Genomic DNA, 16,033 nt, shown 5'->3' on the forward strand with positions numbered 1-16,033 from the left:
TCGATGACCCCGGCGAGTGCGCCGGGGCGGGCCGGGAAGGGGGCGCCACGCGGTAGCATGCGCCCCCGACCCGGCCGACCCGTTTCCGCCTTTATGCCCAACAGAACGACCACCGCGGCCTCGACAGCCGTTTCCGGCACCCACCTCCACCTGGCCCACGGCGTGCGCCGCCGGGACTGGCTGCCGCTGTCCACGGCGCTCGGTTTCCTGCTGGCCGTGATCACCATCCTGATCACCGCGTGGTTCTCGTGGCGCTCGCAGCAGGCGCAGTCCGAATCGGCCGACGCGATGGCGCGCACGCTCACTGTGCAGGAGCAGATCCAGACGCTGGGCTCGGCGATGAAGGATGCCGAGACCGGCCAGCGCGGCTACCTGATCACGGGCGTCGACACCTACCTGGTGCCCTTCAACACGGCGCAGGTGACGATCCCGGCCGCTGCGGAGCGCCTGCGCGCCAGTTTCCAGAACTACCGCCCGCAACTGGCGCGGCTGGAGACTGCAGAGCAGCTGTTCAAGGCCAAGCTGACGGAGATGGAGGAATCCATCGTCATGCGGCGCCGGGGCGACACGGCGGAGGCCGTGAAGACGGTGCAGGGCGATCGCGGCCGGATCCTGATGGAGCGCATCCGCACGCTGCTGGGCGAGATGGAACGCGAAGAGCGCGACCGCGCCGCCGAACGCCGTGCGGTCTGGGACGCCGCGGTGCAGCAGACGGTCGGCGTGATGTGGGGTGGGTCCGCGTTGTTGCTGGTGCTGACCGGCGTCGCCGCGATGCTGACGTCGCGCGCCTACCGCGCCGCGAAGACCGAGGAATGGCTGAAGGCCGGCCTGGCCGGCCTGGGCGTGGAGCTGCAGGGCGATCCGCATGTCGAGCGGCTCGCGGACATCGCCACCAGCTTCCTCGCGCGCTGGACCGACGCGCGCGTGGGCGCCTTCTACGTGGCGCATGAGGACGGCAGCTTCCTGCGCGTCGGCGGCTACGCGCTGCCGGTGGCGACCGGCACGGAGGCGGCGCCGCCGGTGGTGCGCGGCGGCGACACGCTGCTCGGCCAGGCCGCGCGCGACCGCCGGCCGGTGCATGTGACGAAGCTGCCCGCGGACTATCTGCCCGTCACCTCGTCGTTGGGCAAGGCGGACTCGGCCGAGTTGCTGATCGCGCCGGCCGGGCTGGACCGTCGCGTTCAGTGCGTCATCGAGCTGGGTTTCCTCCACCACGTCGGCGAGGCCGAGCGCGAGCTGCTGACCCGCGTGGCCGAGCCGATCGCGATGGCGCTGCGCGCCGCGAAGGACCGCAGCCGGCTGGAAGCGCTGCTCGAGGAGAGCCGCCGCCAGGCCGAGGAACTGCAGATGCAGCAGGAAGAGCTGCGCGCCAGCAACGAGGAGCTCGAGGAGCAGGGCAACGCGCTGCGCGACTCGCAGCTGCGGCTGGAGAAGCAGCAGACGGACCTCGAGGAAAGCAACACCCAGCTCGAGGAGCAGGCGCGGCAGCTGGAGCTGCAACGTTCGGAGCTGACGGCCGCGCAGGGGTTGCTGACCGAACGCGCCGAGGCGCTGGAACGCTCCAACCAGTACAAGAGCGAGTTCCTGGCCAACATGAGCCACGAGCTGCGCACGCCGCTCAACTCCACGCTGATCCTGGCCAAGCTGCTCGCGGACAACAAGGACGGCAACCTCAGCGAGGAGCAGGTCCGTTTCGCGCAGACCATCAGCTCGGCCGGCAACGACCTGCTGATGCTGATCAACGACATCCTGGACCTGTCCAAGATCGAGGCCGGCAAGGTCGACATGGTGGTCGAGCGCGTGTCGGTGCCGCGTCTGCTGCAGCAGCTGACGCAGACCTTCGCTCCGGTCGCGGCGCAGCGCAACCTGGCCTTCGGCCTGCAGCTCGCGCCGGGCGCGCCCGAATGGATCGAGACCGACGAGGCGCGTGTGGGCCAGGTGCTCAAGAACCTGCTGTCCAACGCGCTCAAGTTCACCGAGCGCGGCTCGGTGCGCATGGAGGTCGGCGCCACCACCGACGGGCGCCTGGCCTTCACCGTGAAGGACACGGGCATCGGCATCCCGGCGCATCAGCAGGCGCTGATCTTCGACGCCTTCCGCCAGGCCGACGGCAGCACCCATCGCAAGTACGGCGGCACGGGGCTGGGCCTGTCGATCTCGCGCGACCTCGCGCGGCTGCTCGGCGGCGACATCCACCTGCAGAGCACGCCGGGACAGGGCTCGGTCTTCAGCCTGGTGCTGCCGTTGACGATCGACACGCCGGTCGACGGCGGACGTCCGCGGCCGTCGATGCCGGCGCGCGCGCCGCTGCACGGCGACGTCCAGCCGCCGCCGGCCGTGCCCGCCTTCGACGCGGTGCTGCCGTCCCCGGGCGCGATGGAGGAGGCGACGGCCACGTCGGAGTCCCTGCTGCGCGAGCCCGCGCCCGCCGCTCCCGAGCCGCGCCTGCCCCAGCTCGACGACGACCGCCTGTCCTGGGTGCCTGGCGACCGCGCGATCCTCATCATCGAGGACGACCAGCGCTTCGCGCTGATCCTGCGCGACCTGATCCGCGAGATGGGTTTCGTCTGCCTGATGGCCCACACGGCCGAGAACGGCCTGTCCATCGCGCAGCGCTACGCGCCCAGCGCGATCCTGCTGGACATGAACCTGCCGGACCATTCCGGCCTGGGCGTGCTGGACCAGCTCAAGCGCGAGCCGCTGACGCGCCACATCCCCGTGCACGTGATCTCGGTGGCCGATTACACCCACGAGGCCATGGAGCGCGGCGCGATCGGCTACGCGTTCAAGCCGGTCAAGCGCGAGGAACTCGAGGTCGCGCTGCACAGGCTCGAGGCCAAGTTCTCCCAACGCCTGCGCACGGTGCTGGTGGTCGAGGACGACGCGCGCCAGCTCGAGAGCATCCGCCACCTGCTGGCCGCCGACGAGGTCCGCATCGAGGGCGTGGCGACCGCGACCGAAGCGCTGCAGGCGCTGCGCCGCTCGACCTTCGACTGCATGGTGATGGACCTGAACCTGCCCGACATGAGCGGCTACGACCTGCTCGACCAGATGGCGGCGCAGGACGACGTCGCCTTCCCCCCGGTGATCGTCTACACCGGCCACACGCTGAGCCCGCAGCAGGAGCAGCAGCTGCGGCGCTACTCGCGCTCCATCATCATCAAGGGCGCGCGCTCGCCCGAGCGGCTGCTCGACGAGGTGACGCTGTTCCTGCACCAGGTGGAATCGCAGCTGCCGCCCGAGCGCCAGAAGATGCTCAAGGAAGTCCGCGCGCGGGACAACATGCTCGAGGGCCGGCGCGTGCTGGTCGTCGAGGATGACGTGCGCAACATCTTCGCGCTGTCGGCGGTGCTGGAGCCCAAGGGCGTGAAGGTCGACATCGCGCGCAACGGCCGCGAGGCGCTGGAGCGGTTGTCCGCGCCGCTGCAGGGGCCCGGCGCGATGCCGCCGGTGGACCTGGTGCTGATGGACATCATGATGCCGGAGATGGACGGCTACACCGCGATGCGCGAGATCCGCGCGCGGCCCGACATGAAGCGGCTGCCCATCATCGCGCTCACCGCCAAGGCGATGAAGGACGACCAGGAGAAATGCATGGCCGCCGGCGCCAACGACTACATCGCCAAGCCGCTGGACATCGAGAAGCTGCTCTCGCTGGTGCGGGTGTGGATGCCGCGCTGAGGACCGCCCGACGATGACGCAGGATCCGCACGACACCGCCCATCCCCACGACGGGCACGGCAGGCATGCGGACGACCTCGAGGTCCGGCTCATCCTGGAGGCGATCTATGCGCGCTATCACTACGACTTCCGCGACTATGCGGGGAGTTCGCTGCGGCGCCGGCTGAAGGCGGGGCAGCAGCGCTTCGGCTGCGCCAACCTGTCGCAGTTGCAGGGCCGCGTGCTGCACGAGCCGGAGGTCTTCCGCTCGGTGCTGGCCGACCTGACCGTGCAGGTCAGCGAGATGTTCCGCGACCCCGAATACTTCCGCGCGCTGCGCGAGCAGGTCGTGCCGGTGCTGCGCACCTTCCCCTCGCTGCGCCTCTGGGTGGCCGGATGCAGCGGCGGCCAGGAGGCTTACTCCATGGCCATCCTCATGAAGGAGGAGGGGCTGCTGGACCGCACGCTGATCTACGCGACCGACATCAGCCAGGAGGCGCTCGCGCAGGCGCAGGCGGGGGTGTACCGCGTGGACCAGGTGCCGCTGTACACCGAGAACCACCGCGCCTCCGGCGGACACGGCTCGCTGTCGGAGCACTACACCGCCGCGTACGACCACGTGCTGATGGACAAGGCGCTCAAGGAGCGCATCGTCTTCAGCGACCACAGCCTGTCCACCGACAGCGTGTTCGCCGAAGTGCAGCTGGTGTCCTGCCGCAATGTGCTGATCTACTTCAACCGCGCCTTGCAGGACCGCGCGCTAGGCCTGTTCACCGAGGCGCTGTGCCGCAACGGATTCCTCGGCCTGGGCGCGCGCGAAACGCTGCGCTTTTCGGCGCACGCCGGCGAGTTCGTCGAGATCGCCGCGAAGGAACGCATCTACCAGAAGCGCTCGGCCTGAAGCCCCTCTCCCGCAGGGCGGGAGAGGGGGCAAGACGGGAGAGGCGCGTGTCGTGAACGCTGCTCGGGCTCGGGGTTTGCCAGATTCCTGCATCGACCCGCACCGGGTCTCACAGGAGAAGCACCATGGCCACCAGCAGCATCCTCGGCGGAACGCAGGCGCCCGCACAGGCGAAGGGGCGCGGCACCGATTCCCTCGGACCGAGCGACAGTTCCGACAGCGGCAGCGACATCTCGGGCGAGCGTCAGATGAGCACCGGTCCGGACGACCCGGATGAACTCGGCGCGACGCCGTCCAATCCGGGCAGCGATACCGACCGATTCGGCACCGGGGAGCGCGCCTCGGCGACGCCGGGCCGGGACGACGAGGCCGCCGACATCTCGCCGGATCGCGTCAGCGGCGAGCCGTCGCCGGACGATATCGACGCGAGCATCGATGTGGAGGACCTGGCCAGCGGCGACGATCCGTCGGCGGGGCCCGATCCTGAGCATGCGGATGAGGATGAAGACGTCGATGAAGACGTCGATGAGTGACGTCTTTGAAGGAGGTCTTTGGATGAGGTCGACGAAGCGCGTCGACCGTTGAGCGCGGCGACGCCGGGAGGCGTCGCCGCGGCGGCTCAGAACGAGCCGATGGCCGCCATCGACGCGAACGCACCGAGTGCGAGCGCGCCTACCCACAGGCGCCACGGCGCGGGTTCGTCGCGCGGTCGGCGCTGCTGGTGGCGATGGGTGAGGAGGCAGGCGACGGCGGCGCCGCCGGCCAGCAGGAATACGAGCGCGTAACCCAGCCCCTCGACGGAACGGCCGTGGTGCAGCGCCAGCGCCAGCACGATCTGTCCGAGCATCAGTCCCGCCACACCGGACACGGCGGTGGCGGACAAGGCCGCGCTGGCGGCGGAACGGGTGGGCTGGCGGTTCTGGGACATGGCGTGCGGGGCTCGTGGCGTCGTCGGGAGGCGATGCCGGATTGTCCGGTCGTGCCCGCGCGGGCATGCCTCCGAAAAGCGTCCACCCAAGGCAGTAATTCGCGTCGAGCCACTTCACGCGGCTTCACGCCGCTTCACGCCGCATCGAGGGGGGGCGGTGTGGCCGACGCTCCCCTCGATGCCATCGAGAATTCCGTGTTTTTGTTGCACCGCAGCACCCCCTGTTCGCGGGGTGTTTTCAGGCACGGAAACCCCTTTTCGTAGCACCTTCCTGGTACATGCGGAAGAGGGGAAGTTTTTATGTGGGTGGACGAACAGACTCCCTCTGCACGGGGTGGTGAACTGCGATGTCCGCGATGTGCGGATTTTCTCTTTCGGAGCAACCACCATGACCCTGCCTTTGCTCTCCCGGAAGCCCGTGGCGTTCCAGCGTACCCTGCTGGCTCTCGCCCTGCTTGCCGCCAGTGCCACCGCCAATGCGCTACCCCAGTTCACCTGGGACCCGGGTGCCGCCGGCCTGAACGGTTCTGCGTTCACCGCCGACAACCTGCTGGTGTCCAACTACTCGACCGTCACCTTCTCGGGTGCCACGTTCACCGAGTCGGGCTACCTCTCGATCAGCGCGGCCCAACTGGGCGGCCTGACGCTGCCCTCGGCCGGCCTGAACTCGGACTACGGCTTCTACATCCAGTTCAGCGGCGCCGGCACGCTGACGGCGGGCGGCAACCCGGGCACCATCCCGACGCTGGGCACGCTGACCTCGCTGACCTACACCCTGTACGGCTACAACGGCACCTCGTCGTTCGGCTTCTCCGGCAACACGCCGACGGAAACCGCGACGGGCGAAGTGGCGCTGGCCACCGGCTCGCTGGTGCTGGGCACCGTGTCCACCATCCCCCTGGGCGACGGCACGAGCTTCAGCCCGTCGGCCAACGCCAAGCTGACGATCGACTGGCTGCAGCCGGGCTTCCAGAGCTCCACGCTGCCCCAGAACCTCGCGCTGACGTCGTTCTCGAACACGTCCTCGCAGGTCGAGCAGACGGCCGACGGCTTCCGTATCCGTCAGGGCGGCGGCTCGATCAACTTCGCTTCGGCGGTGCCGGAACCCTCGACCTACGCGATGCTGCTCGCCGGTCTGGGTGCCATCGGTTTCGTCGCGCGTCGCCGGACCCGTTCGGAGAAGTGATCGGAATGACCGGTCCCTCGGGGCCGGTCAGAGGCGTCGGAATCCGAGGGCATGCGGGTGCCCGGAGATTCCGGACCTCGACAGGAAAGACGCGCAAGAACGCGCCGGCGTGAGCTGGCGCATTCAGGCGCGACGAACGTGTTCACGACACGTCGACGAGTCCCCCGTCCCCGACGGGTGGCTCGCTGCGGTGCTTGAACAGCGATGCAGAGCCCTCAGGCCTGCACGGCGACGGGCGCGAAGGTGGCAGAGGTGGCCGCGTTCCCGCCGTCCGGGTCCTGAGGCAGCAAGCGCTGGAAGTCCTGCTTGAGCAGGGCGTAGCACTCGCAGGCCCGGGCTTCCAGCCCCGGCCGGTCCAGCACCGCGATATGTCCGCGGGAGTAACGGATCAGGCCGGCGGCCTGGAGGCGCTGGGCGCTTTCGGTGACGCCTTCCCGGCGCACGCCCAGCAGATTCGAGATCGACTCCTGGGTGACCGACAGCTCGCAATGCCCATGTTGACGATCCAGCGACTGCAGCAGCCAGCGGCACAGCTGCTTCTCGAGCGCGTGGTGGCGGTTGCAGACCGCCGTGTGCGCGATCTGGCCGATCAGGGACTGGACGTAGCGCAGCATCAGCATGGCCGAGGGGCCGGCGCGCATCAACTCGTCCTTCACCAGCGATACCCGCATGCGGAACGCCAGGCCGGCGCGCTGCACGACGGCGCGGCAGGCGGGGGATTCCCCGCCCATCGCCGCCGCCAGGCCCGCGGCGCCTTCGGAGCCGATCATCGCGACCTGCGTCGAGTCGCCCGAATGCGTGGTGTGGATCAGCGAGACGATCGCGCTGATCGGGAAGTAGACATGCGTGGCGGGGGTGCCGGCCTCGAAGAGCACACGGCCCTTGAGCAGCTCCACCGTCTCGAGTTGCGCGGACCAGCGCGCCTGATCCTCGAGCGGCAACTGCATCAGCAGCAGGTTCGCGCGAGGGGTCATGGCGGCAGGGTTTGCGGCAAGCGACAGGGACATCGATAGGCTCCGGGAACTGCAGATCCGTTCCAGCGGAACACTATGGCAATCACCGTGCCCGTCGAGGTGTCGGAGCGTGTCTTTGGTGCCATTGCGTGTCGTCCTGGTGCAGTTGGCGGCCCGCACGTCGTCACTGTTTCATGTGTCCCCAACTCCGTGCGCCAGCGCACCGCTTTATCGATGCTGTCCGCACAGCGATCTAGGGGGAGGGCGGTCGCGGACCTACCGGACGGCGTCCCGGTTCCTATAACGGGAAGACGCGTGGGCATCGTCCCCGCGCGCCACCACGACTACCACCGAGGAAGACCAATGATCCGATCCACCACCCGGTTCCCAGGGACGTTCCACGCATCGACGCCTGTTCGACCGACCCGCGGTCTCGCGCGGCCGCTCGCCGGGCTCGTGCTCGCGCTGTCCTTCGGCGCGGCGCAGGCCGAAAGCATCCTGTTCGTCGGCAACAGCTTCACCTACGCCGACGGCTCGTCGGTGATGGGCTTCAATCCCGGCTCGGTGAACGACCTCAACGGCACCGGCATCGGCGGCATCCCGGCGCTGTTCAAGGCCTTCACGGTGCAGGCCGGGCTCAACTACGACGTCAGCCTGGAGACCGTCGGCGGCAGCGGGCTGGACCTGCACTACAACACCAAGATGGGCCTGATCGACAAGCCCTGGGACCGCGTCGTGCTGCAGAGTTACAGCACGCTGGACGCGGCGCAGCCCGGCAATCCGGCCAAGCTGATCCAGTACTCGGGCCTGCTGGCCGACGCGCTGCACGCGCAGAACGCGAACGTCAAGATCAACCTGATGGCCACCTGGTCGCGCGCCGACCAGACCTATCCGCCCAGCGGCGCCTGGTACGGGCAGTCGATCTACAAGATGGCCGAGGACGTCTACAGCGGCTACCTGCAGGCGGATCAGGCCTCCGACAAGATTGCCGGCGTCATCCCGGTGGGGCTGGCCTGGAACCGCGCGATGTCGCAGGGCTTCGCGGACACCAACCCTTACGACGGTATCGACGCCGGCAAGGTCAAGCTCTGGGCCAACGACAACTATCACGCCAGCATGTACGGCAGCTACCTGGAGGCGCTGACGGTCTTCGGCAAGATCACCGGCCTGGATCCGCGCAGCCTCGGCGTCGACGAGACCGCCGCGGCGCAGCTGGGCATCTCGCAGGCGCAGGTGCGGGTGATGCAGCAACTGGCCTTCGAGCAGCTCGCGGCGCCGGTGCCGGAACCCTCGACCTGGGCGATGCTGATGGCGGGCGTCGGTCTGCTGGCGGTGTGGCGCCGCAAGGGCGCCGCTCACGCGTCGCGCTGCTCCAGCACGTAACCCATCCCGCGCACGGTGTGCAGCAGCTCGACGTCGAAAGGCTTGTCGAGCTTGCCGCGCAACCGCCGCACGGCGACCTCGACGACGTTGGTCTCGCTGTCGAAGTTCATGTCCCAGACCTGCTCGGCGAGTTCGGTCCGGGACAAGACCTGACCCTGGCGCCGCAGCAGGAGCGTCAGCAGGCTGAATTCCTTGGGCGTGAGGTCGAGCCGCTGCCCGGCGCGATGGACCTTGCGCCGCAGCAGGTCGACCTCCAGGTCGGCGAGCTTGAGCACCGTCGTCTCCGCCGGTGGCGCGCCTCCCGCGCGGCGCAGCAGCGCCTGGATGCGGGCCACCCGCTCCGAGAACGCGAAGGGCTTGCACAGGTAGTCGTCGGCGCCGGCCTGCAGGCCGCGCACGCGGTCCTCGACCTCGGCGCGCGCCGTCATCATCAGCACCGGCAGCGCGCGCGTGTGGTCCTGCTGACGCAACGCCGCCAGCACCGCCAGGCCGTCGATGCCCGGCAGCGCGCCGTCCAGCAGCACCAGGTCGTACGCGCCTTCGCTGGCCTGGTGCAGGCCGTCGACGCCGTCGCGCACCAGGTCGACGACGAAGCCTTCCTGCGTCAGGCCGCCGCGCAGGTAGTCGCCGAGCTTGCCCTCGTCCTCGATGACGAGCAGTTTCATTGCGGGTTCCTCATCCGGCGTTCCGGGCAATCGGCGGACCGGCGCGACCCGCCAGGCCCGCCGCGGGCCGCGGACGGCGGCCGCCCGCGGCGTCAGGCCGGGGGCAGGTCCCGCCCCTAGAATCCGCCCACCATGCCTCGACGGACCCTCTCTTCTTCCGCGCCACGCGCCGGGTCCGTCCGCGGGAAGCTGCGCGCGATGGTGTGGCTGATCGTGCTGCCGACGCTGCTGCTGTCGGTGGTCGCGGCCATGGCCGTCTTCCACACCGAACGCCGCGCGGCCGTGTCCGCCGCCACCGAGACCGCCGAGGCCCTGAGCCTGGTCGCCGACCGCGAGATGGCGGTGCGCACGGCGCTGCTGCAGGCGCTCAGCGTCTCGCCCAGCCTGGCCGACGGGCGGCTGGAACTCTTCCACGGCGAGGCCTCCCGGCTGGTCGCCGGAACGCCCAACACCATCGTGCTGACGACGGCCGAGGGCCGGCAACTGATCAACACGCGGATCGCCTGGGGCCACCCGTTGCCCGGGGCGGACGGGTTCACCGACGGCATCGACACCACGCGCCGGCTGCTGGTCTCCAACCTCTATGTCGGACCGGTGAACGGGGCGCCCAGCTTCGCCGTGCGCGTGCCGGTGACGGTGCTGGGCAAGCCCATGTACCTCGGCTACGGGAGCCCCGTCAGCGAGATGCAGCAGATCTTCCGGCAGCAGCCGCTGCCCGAGGGCTGGCTGGGCGTCGTGCTGGACCGCAACGGCCGCGTCATCGCGCGCACCCGCGATCCGGAGAAACGCGTCGGCCAGCAGGCCAGCCCGAACATGCTGAACGCGCTGCGCGGCGGCGACCGCGGCGTCGTGGAGGCCCGCACGCTCGACGGCGAGTCGGTCGTGACCGTCTTCAGCCGCGCGCCGGATTCGGGCTGGGTGGTCCTGATCGGGCTCAGCCAGGCCGAGCTGGCCAAAGGCGCCTGGACGGCCTTCGCGATGATGCTGTCGCTGTCGCTGGCCTTCATCGTGCTGGCGCTGGTCCTGGCGCGCCGCATGAGCCGGGCGATCGCCGATCCGCTGCGTCGTCTGCGCAAGGACGCGATCCGCATGGGCGGCGGCGCGACGATCGAGGAGACTCCCGGCGGCGTCGACGAGATCGATGTCGTGCAGCACGCGCTGGCCACGGCGAGCCGTGAACGCGCGGGCAACGAGCACCGCCTGCGCGAGGAGATCCACGCAGCGGTCGAACAGACGCGCAGCGCGCAGCAGGCGGTGCTGCGCAGCCAGAAGCTGGAGGCGCTGGGCCGGCTGACCGGCGGCATCGCGCACGATTTCAACAACCTGCTGCAGACGATGACGACGGGACTGCAGCTGGCGCGCCGGCTCAGCAGCGATCCGCGCGCGGACACGGCGCTCGAGGCCTGCCAGCGCGCGACCGCGAAGGCCACCCAGCTGACGCGGCAGCTGCTGGCGTTCGGGCGGCCCCAGGTGGGTCACGAGGCCGTGATCGACCTGCGACGTCAGTTGCCGGAGCTGATCGCGCTGGCCGCCGGCGCGGTGGGGGCGGCCGTCGAGGTCGAGCTGAGCATCGACGAGGACCTGTGGCCCGTGCGCACCGACCCGGTCCAGCTGGAACTGGCGGTGCTGAACCTCGCGCTGAACGCGCGCGACGCGATGCACGGGCGGGGGCGGCTGACCGTCTCGGCCCGCAAGCGGGTGCTGGCGGAAGCGGACCCGGTCGGACTGGCGCCGGAACTGCAGCCCGGCGACTACGTCGCGATCGCGGTGCGCGACACCGGCGACGGCATGACCCAGGAGCAGATGGAGCGCGCGTTCGAACCGTTCTTCACCACCAAGGCCGTGGGGCAGGGCACGGGCCTCGGCCTGGCGCAGGTCTACGCGCTGGCGCGTTCGGCGGGCGGCACGGCCGGCATCGTCAGCAAGATCGGTCTGGGAACGGAGGTCACGCTGTGGCTGCCGCGCTCGCACGGGAAGACGGAGGCGGAGGGTCAGGACATGCCCGCCCCGTCGACGGACGCGCCGCGGCGCTTCACCGGCACGGTGTTGCTGGTGGAGGACGAGCCCGCGGTGCGGGAACTGACCGCGCAGGCGCTGGAGGAACGAGGCTTCACCGTGAAGACCGCGCCGACGGCCGATCACGCGCTGGACGTGCTGCGCGGCGGGCTGGCGGCGGACGTCGTGCTGACCGACATCGTGATGCCGGGCACGCGCAGCGGCGTCGATCTGGTGCGGACGCTGAAGGTGCTGAAGCCGACGCTGCCGGTGGTCCTGGCCAGCGGCCATCCGGTGCGCATCGAGGAGGCGCCGAACGTGCCGCTGGTGCCCAAGCCGTACGACGTGGACGTGCTGGCGTCGGTGCTCGCGGCGGCGATGAATCCGACGCAGGCGGCGCAGACGACGAACGCGCGCTGAGGTGCCGCGGCGGCGTGCCGTCGTTCGACGCGCGGCCCGAGCCGTGCGCAGGAACCGGGCCGGCGCCGCCGCTCACGCCACCTTCGGCAGATCCTTCAGCAGCTTGTCCAGCGTGACCGGATAGTCCCGGACGCGCACGCCGGTGGCGTTGTAGATCGCGTTCGCCACCGCCGCGGCCACGCCGCAGATGCCGAGTTCGCCGACGCCCTTGGCCTTCAGCGGCGAGGACATCGGATCGGTCTCGTCGAGGAACACGACCTCCTGGTGCGGGATGTCGGCATGCGCCGGCACCTCGTAGCCGGCGAGGTCGTGGTTGACGAAGAAGCCGCGCCGCTCGTCGACATGCAGGGCCTCCATCAACGCCGCGCCGACACCCATCGTCATCGCGCCGATGACCTGGCTGCGCGCCGCCTTGGGATTGAGGATGCGACCCGCCGCGCACACGGCCAGCATGCGCCGCACGCGGACCTCGCCGGTGAAGGCGTCGACGGCGACCTCGACGAAGTGGCCGCCGAAGGTCGACTGCTGGTACTTCTTGTCGAGATCGCCGAATTCGATCTTGTCCTCCGCGGCCAGGCCCTCGGGGCCGGCGACGTCGCCCAGCGATACGCTGCCACCGCTGCCTCGCACCTGACCGTCGGCGAAGACGGCGTCCTTCGCATCGATGCCGGCCTTTTTCGCCACCATCTCTCGCAGGGCGACGCAGGCCGCGTAGACGCCCGATGCCGAGCTGTTCGCGCCCCATTGACCGCCCGAGCCCGCCGATACCGGCAGCGCGGAATCGCCCAGCCGCACGACCACCTGCTCGAGCCCGACGCCCATCATCTCCGCCGCAGTCTGCGCGAGGATGGTGTAGGTGCCGGTGCCGATGTCGGTCATGTCGGTCTCGACGGTGACGATGCCGCGGCGGTCCAGCCGCACGCGCGCGCCGGACTTCATCACGATGTTGTTGCGGAAGGCCGCCGCGACGCCGAGGCCGATCAGCCAGCGCCCGCCGGGACCCTCGCGACGCTGCCCCGGGGCGCCGCGCCGGCTTCTCCGGATCGACCTGCGTGTCGTTGACGATGCGGAACTGCACCGGGTCCATGCCGACCTGCTCGGCGATCTCGTCGATGGCGATCTCGAGCGCCATCAGCCCCGGCGCCTCGCCCGGCGCCCGCATCGCGTTGCCCTCGGGCAGGTTCAGCACCGCGAGCTTCATCGCCGTCATGCGGTTCTCGCCCGCGTACAGCAGCCGGGTCTGCGCGACCGCCGTTTCCGGCCCGCCGCCGGGCAGATCGCCCGACCAGCTCTCGTGCCCGATCGCCGTGATCTTCCCGTCGCGTCCGGCGGCGATGCGCAGACGCTGGATGGTCGCGGGCCGATGGGTGGTGTTGTTGATCATCAGCGGCCGCTGCAGCGCGACCTTCACCGGCCGGCCGCAGGCCCTCGCGCCGAGCGCGGCCATCAGCACGTCCGCGCGCAGGAACAACTTGCCGCCGAAACCGCCGCCGACGAAGGGCGAGATCAGGCGCACCTTGTCCCGCGCCAGGCCCAGCGTCTTCGCCAGGTCGCCGCGGCCCCAGTCGATCATCTGGTTGGCCGTCCAGACCGTGAGCTTGTCGCCTTCCCAGACGGCCAGCGTCGCGTGGGGCTCCATCATCGCGTGCGACTGGTCGGGCGTGGTGTAGGTCTGGTCGATCTTCACCGCGGCCTGCGCGAAGGCACCCTCGAAGTCTCCCACCTTCGTCTCGGGGGGCGTGCCGCCGGGACCGTCCGCTTCCTTCGGGGGCTGGGCCTTGTCCTTGGCCTTCGCCAGGCTGAAGGCGCCGTTCCCGGGCGTGTACTGGACGCGGATCAGCGCCGCGCCCGCGCGCGCCTGCTCGAAGCTTTCGGCGACGACCACGGCGATCGCCTGGTGGTAGTGGTCGATCTCGGGCCCGCCGAGCAGCTTGGCCGTGTTCATCTTGCCCTGGCCGAGCTTGCCGGCGTTGTAGGCCGTGACGATGGCGAGCACGCCGGGCGAGGCCTCGGCGGCCTGGACGTCCAGCGTGGCGATCCGGCCCTTGGCGATCCCGGCGCCGACGACGACGCCGTAGGCGACGTTCTTGGCGACGTCATGGCGCTCGTACGCATAGGGCGCGGTGCCGGTGGTCTTGCGGGGCCCGTCGATGCGGTCGGTCGGCTTGCCGACGATGCGCAGCTGGTCGATCGGATTCGTGGTGGCGGGGGTGTCGAACTTCATGCGGGCCTCCCGGTGGCCTTGGCTTGCGCGAGCACCGCGGCGAGCGTGCGCTCCACCAGCGGCAACTTGAAGGCGTTTTCGGCGGTCGGCGTCGCGCCGGCCAGCAGGGTCTGGGCGGCCGCGGCGGCGCCGCGGCGCAGGTCGCGCTCGGCGGCTTCTGAACGCCAGGGCTTGGGCGCGACCCCGCCGACGGCGAACCGTCCGCCGCCGTCGCGCTGGACGATCGCGCCCACCGAGACCAGCGCAAAGGCATAGGACGCCCGGTCGCGGACCTTGTGATACAGGTGCGTGCCGACCACCGGCCTGGGCAGCGTCACCGCCGTGATCAGCTCGCCGGCGTCGAGCGTGGTCTCGAGATGCGGCGTGTTGCCGGGCAGGCGGTGGAAATCCGCGATCGGGATGCGGCGCGCCTGGCCGTCGGCGCGCATGGTCTCGACGGTCGCGTCCAGCACGCGCATGGCGACGGCCATGTCGCTGGGGTGTGAGGCGATGCAGGCCTCGCTGACGCCGATGACCGCGAGCGGCCGGCTCATGCCGCCGATCGCCGAGCAGCCGCTGCCGGGCTGGCGCTTGTTGCAGGGCTGGTCGGTGTCGTAGAAGTAGGGGCAGCGGGTGCGCTGCAGCAGGTTGCCGGCGGTGGTCGCGCGGTTCCGCAGCTGGCCCGACGCGCCGGCGAGCAGCGCACGCGACAGCACGCCGTAATCGCGGCGCACGCGCGCGTCTGCCGCGAGGTCGGTGTTGCGCACCATCGCGCCGATGCGCAGGCCGCCCTCGGTGGTCGGTTCGATGCGGTCCAGGCCGAGGCCGTTCACGTCGATGAGGTGGGTGGGTGTCTCGACCTGCAGCTTCATCAGGTCGAGCAGGTTGGTCCCGCCGGCGATGAAGCGCGCGCCGGGCTGCTTCGCGGCGGCCGCCACGGCGGCGGCCGGGGAGCTGGCGCGTTCGAAGGTGAAGGGCTTCATGCGGACCTCCGGTCGCCGGCGCCCGGCACAGGGACGCCGGCCACTTCGGCCATCGCGTCGATGATGTTGGAGTAGGCCCCGCAGCGGCAGAGGTTGCCGCTCATGCGCTCGCGCAACTCGTCGATGGACAGCAGCGGCCGGACGTTGAGGTCGGCCGTGACATGGCTGGGGACCCCGGCCTTGATCTCGTCGAGCACCGCCACGGCCGAGCAGATCTGCCCGGGCGTGCAGTAGCCGCACTGGTAGCCGTCGTGGCGCACGAACGCGGTCTGCATCGCATGCATCTTCTCGGGGGTGCCGAGACCTTCGATGGTCACGACCTGGGCGCCTTCGTGCATCACCGCCAGCGTCAGGCAGGCGTTGACGCGCCGGCCGTCGAGATGGATGGTGCAGGCGCCGCACTGGCCGTGGTCGCAGCCCTTCTTGGTGCCCGTGAGCTGCAGGTGTTCGCGCAGCAGGTCCAGCAGCGAGGTGCGGTTGTCGACGACCAGCGTGTGCGGCTGGCCGTTGACGCTGAGGGTCACGCGGGAGGTGGCCACGAGGTTCTCCTGAGGCTTGGGACCAGCCGGCGAAGTCGTCTGCGCGGCGGCCTCCAGCGGCGTGCCGGCGGCGACCGCTGCGGAGGCCCCCGCGCCGGCGATCAGGACGCCGCGACGCGAGATGGCGCCGGGCTCACCGTCGCGCGGGGCGGCGTCGGTCGGGGAGGGCGGGGACGCGACGTCCGTTCGATCCGTGTCGAGATCCATGCTGGGGACT

11 protein-coding genes and 1 pseudogene are annotated in these 16,033 nt (G+C 70.4%); 6 read left to right on the forward strand and 6 right to left on the reverse strand.

Annotated features, from left to right (window positions below; all coding sequences use genetic code 11):
• The first annotated feature begins 93 nt into the window (after positions 1-93).
• The 3 genes from PV762_RS26705 to PV762_RS26715 all read left to right on the forward strand — a co-directional run bounded on the left by PV762_RS26705 (position 94) and on the right by PV762_RS26715 (position 5,094).
• The gene (locus PV762_RS26705) at positions 94-3,681 is read left to right on the forward strand and encodes a response regulator (protein ID WP_421038032.1); all 3,588 of its coding nucleotides are present in this window, start codon (positions 94-96) and stop codon (positions 3,679-3,681) included.
• 13 nt (positions 3,682-3,694) lie between these two features.
• Positions 3,695-4,561: a CheR family methyltransferase gene (locus PV762_RS26710; RefSeq protein ID WP_421038033.1), complete on the forward strand. Its 867-nt coding sequence runs from the start codon at positions 3,695-3,697 to the stop codon at positions 4,559-4,561.
• Between the two features lie 125 nt (positions 4,562-4,686).
• Positions 4,687-5,094 carry a hypothetical protein gene (locus PV762_RS26715; RefSeq protein ID WP_421038034.1) on the forward strand — a complete coding sequence of 136 codons (408 nt, stop codon included), beginning with the start codon at positions 4,687-4,689 and terminating at the stop codon, positions 5,092-5,094.
• 86 nt (positions 5,095-5,180) lie between these two features.
• Here the strand turns inward: PV762_RS26715 and PV762_RS26720 are convergent, their stop codons facing one another.
• Positions 5,181-5,489 (reverse strand): hypothetical protein, encoded by a 309-nt coding sequence (locus PV762_RS26720; protein ID WP_421038035.1) that lies wholly within the window; start codon positions 5,487-5,489, stop codon positions 5,181-5,183.
• Positions 5,490-5,877: 388 nt separating this feature from the next.
• On the opposite strand from PV762_RS26720, the gene pepA reads away from it, so the two are divergent.
• Positions 5,878-6,675, forward strand: coding sequence for a flocculation-associated PEP-CTERM protein PepA (pepA, locus tag PV762_RS26725; protein WP_421038036.1), 798 nt, complete (start codon positions 5,878-5,880; stop codon positions 6,673-6,675).
• Between the two features lie 215 nt (positions 6,676-6,890).
• Here the strand turns inward: pepA and PV762_RS26730 are convergent, their stop codons facing one another.
• Positions 6,891-7,682 (reverse strand): Crp/Fnr family transcriptional regulator, encoded by a 792-nt coding sequence (locus PV762_RS26730; protein ID WP_421038037.1) that lies wholly within the window; start codon positions 7,680-7,682, stop codon positions 6,891-6,893.
• A gap of 309 nt (positions 7,683-7,991) precedes the next feature.
• Between PV762_RS26730 and PV762_RS26735 the strand changes: the two genes are divergently transcribed.
• Positions 7,992-9,011 carry a DUF4886 domain-containing protein gene (locus tag PV762_RS26735; protein WP_421038038.1) on the forward strand — a complete coding sequence of 340 codons (1,020 nt, stop codon included), beginning with the start codon at positions 7,992-7,994 and terminating at the stop codon, positions 9,009-9,011.
• Here PV762_RS26735 and PV762_RS26740 read toward each other — a convergent pair.
• Positions 8,984-9,676, reverse strand: a complete 693-nt coding sequence (locus PV762_RS26740) for a heavy metal response regulator transcription factor (protein ID WP_421038039.1) — start codon at positions 9,674-9,676, stop codon at positions 8,984-8,986. The two genes, PV762_RS26735 and PV762_RS26740, sit on opposite strands and share 28 nt — an antisense overlap.
• A 132-nt stretch (positions 9,677-9,808) precedes the next feature.
• Here PV762_RS26740 and PV762_RS26745 point away from each other — a divergent pair, with 132 nt between their 5' ends.
• Positions 9,809-12,091 (forward strand): ATP-binding protein, encoded by a 2,283-nt coding sequence (locus tag PV762_RS26745; RefSeq protein WP_421038040.1) that lies wholly within the window; start codon positions 9,809-9,811, stop codon positions 12,089-12,091.
• Positions 12,092-12,163: 72 nt separating this feature from the next.
• Here PV762_RS26745 and PV762_RS26750 read toward each other — a convergent pair.
• The 3 genes and pseudogenes from PV762_RS26750 to paoA all read right to left on the reverse strand — a co-directional run bounded on the left by PV762_RS26750 (position 12,164) and on the right by paoA (position 16,023).
• Positions 12,164-14,315: pseudogene (locus tag PV762_RS26750) on the reverse strand (molybdopterin cofactor-binding domain-containing protein).
• Entirely contained in the window at positions 14,312-15,277 is a 966-nt protein-coding gene (locus PV762_RS26755) for an FAD binding domain-containing protein (RefSeq protein ID WP_421038041.1), read from the reverse strand. Before PV762_RS26755 ends, PV762_RS26750 begins: the two are co-directional and overlap by 4 nt.
• Positions 15,274-16,023 carry an aldehyde dehydrogenase iron-sulfur subunit PaoA gene (gene paoA / locus PV762_RS26760; RefSeq protein WP_421038042.1) on the reverse strand — a complete coding sequence of 250 codons (750 nt, stop codon included), beginning with the start codon at positions 16,021-16,023 and terminating at the stop codon, positions 15,274-15,276. Before paoA ends, PV762_RS26755 begins: the two co-directional genes overlap by 4 nt.
• Between the last annotated feature and the right edge of the window lie 10 nt (positions 16,024-16,033).

The sequence above is a fragment of the Mitsuaria sp. CC2 genome (assembly GCF_048957715.1).
Taxonomy (GTDB): domain Bacteria; phylum Pseudomonadota; class Gammaproteobacteria; order Burkholderiales; family Burkholderiaceae_C; genus Roseateles.

Excerpts from the sequence above, each read along its gene's own strand:
- PV762_RS26730 (WP_421038037.1), bottom strand. The coding sequence starts at position 7,682 with ATGTCCCTGTCGCTTGCCGCAAACCCTGCCGCCATGACCCCTCGCGCG.
- PV762_RS26710 (WP_421038033.1), top strand. The coding sequence starts at position 3,695 with ATGACGCAGGATCCGCACGACACCGCCCATCCCCACGACGGGCACGGC.
- PV762_RS26745 (WP_421038040.1), top strand. The coding sequence starts at position 9,809 with ATGCCTCGACGGACCCTCTCTTCTTCCGCGCCACGCGCCGGGTCCGTC.
- PV762_RS26720 (WP_421038035.1), bottom strand. The coding sequence starts at position 5,489 with ATGTCCCAGAACCGCCAGCCCACCCGTTCCGCCGCCAGCGCGGCCTTG.
- PV762_RS26740 (WP_421038039.1), bottom strand. The coding sequence starts at position 9,676 with ATGAAACTGCTCGTCATCGAGGACGAGGGCAAGCTCGGCGACTACCTG.
- pepA (WP_421038036.1), top strand. The coding sequence starts at position 5,878 with ATGACCCTGCCTTTGCTCTCCCGGAAGCCCGTGGCGTTCCAGCGTACC.
- PV762_RS26735 (WP_421038038.1), top strand. The coding sequence starts at position 7,992 with ATGATCCGATCCACCACCCGGTTCCCAGGGACGTTCCACGCATCGACG.
- PV762_RS26705 (WP_421038032.1), top strand. The coding sequence starts at position 94 with ATGCCCAACAGAACGACCACCGCGGCCTCGACAGCCGTTTCCGGCACC.
- PV762_RS26715 (WP_421038034.1), top strand. The coding sequence starts at position 4,687 with ATGGCCACCAGCAGCATCCTCGGCGGAACGCAGGCGCCCGCACAGGCG.
- PV762_RS26755 (WP_421038041.1), bottom strand. The coding sequence starts at position 15,277 with ATGAAGCCCTTCACCTTCGAACGCGCCAGCTCCCCGGCCGCCGCCGTG.
- paoA (WP_421038042.1), bottom strand. The coding sequence starts at position 16,023 with ATGGATCTCGACACGGATCGAACGGACGTCGCGTCCCCGCCCTCCCCG.